We start from the raw sequence: 642 nt of genomic DNA on the forward strand, positions 1-642 counted from the left end.
GATCACGGCGGAGCAGGTGGGGGCGAGGGCGTGCAGGGGGACGAAGGAGACCAGGCGGGTGTTGGCCGGGACGTGGTGGAGTTCGGCCTGCTGTTTCTCCGGCAGGGTGGCGACGATCTCGATGTCGAGGTCGGCGAGGTGGGTGAGGATGTCCTGGACCGACACCGAGTAGCCGTCGAGGCGTTCGGTGGCGGAGGTGCCCAGGGTGAGACACACCCGGGGCTTGGCGGGCGGGGCGTGCAACCAGGGCGGGATGACCGCGGTGCCGTTGTAGGGGATGTAACGCAACGGCAGGTAGGTGAGAGGCACATCCAGCCGCAGCGAGGTCGGGGTGGGGTCGATGGTGAAGTGGCCGCTGGTCATCTCCTCGGAGAAGGTGGTGCCGGCCTTCGCGGAGCGGGCGCCGAGCCACTCGGCCATCGCGTCACGCTCGTGCGGGGCGTGCTCCTGCCGGACACGCAGGTAGTGGCCGCGCATCCTCGCGAACAGGTCCAGGCTCCACAGCATGCGGGCGTGCGCGGCCCCGCACGCCTTGGCCGCGATCGCCCCGGCGTAGGTGACCGGCTCCCAGATCACCAGGTCCGGTTCCCAGTGCCGGCAGAACGCGGTCAGCTCCCCGATCATCGGGTCGTTCACCACCCG

Annotated in this window: 1 protein-coding gene; it reads right to left on the reverse strand. The window is 70.2% G+C overall.

Features of this window, described 5'->3' with window-relative positions; all coding sequences use genetic code 11:
* Positions 1-636, reverse strand: a 636-nt coding sequence (locus AC5L38_RS44345; RefSeq protein WP_495248847.1) for a nucleotide disphospho-sugar-binding domain-containing protein, incomplete at its 3' end; no start/stop codon positions are given.
* Positions 637-642 lie beyond the last annotated feature (6 nt).

Source organism: Streptosporangium nanhuense (assembly GCF_059358815.1).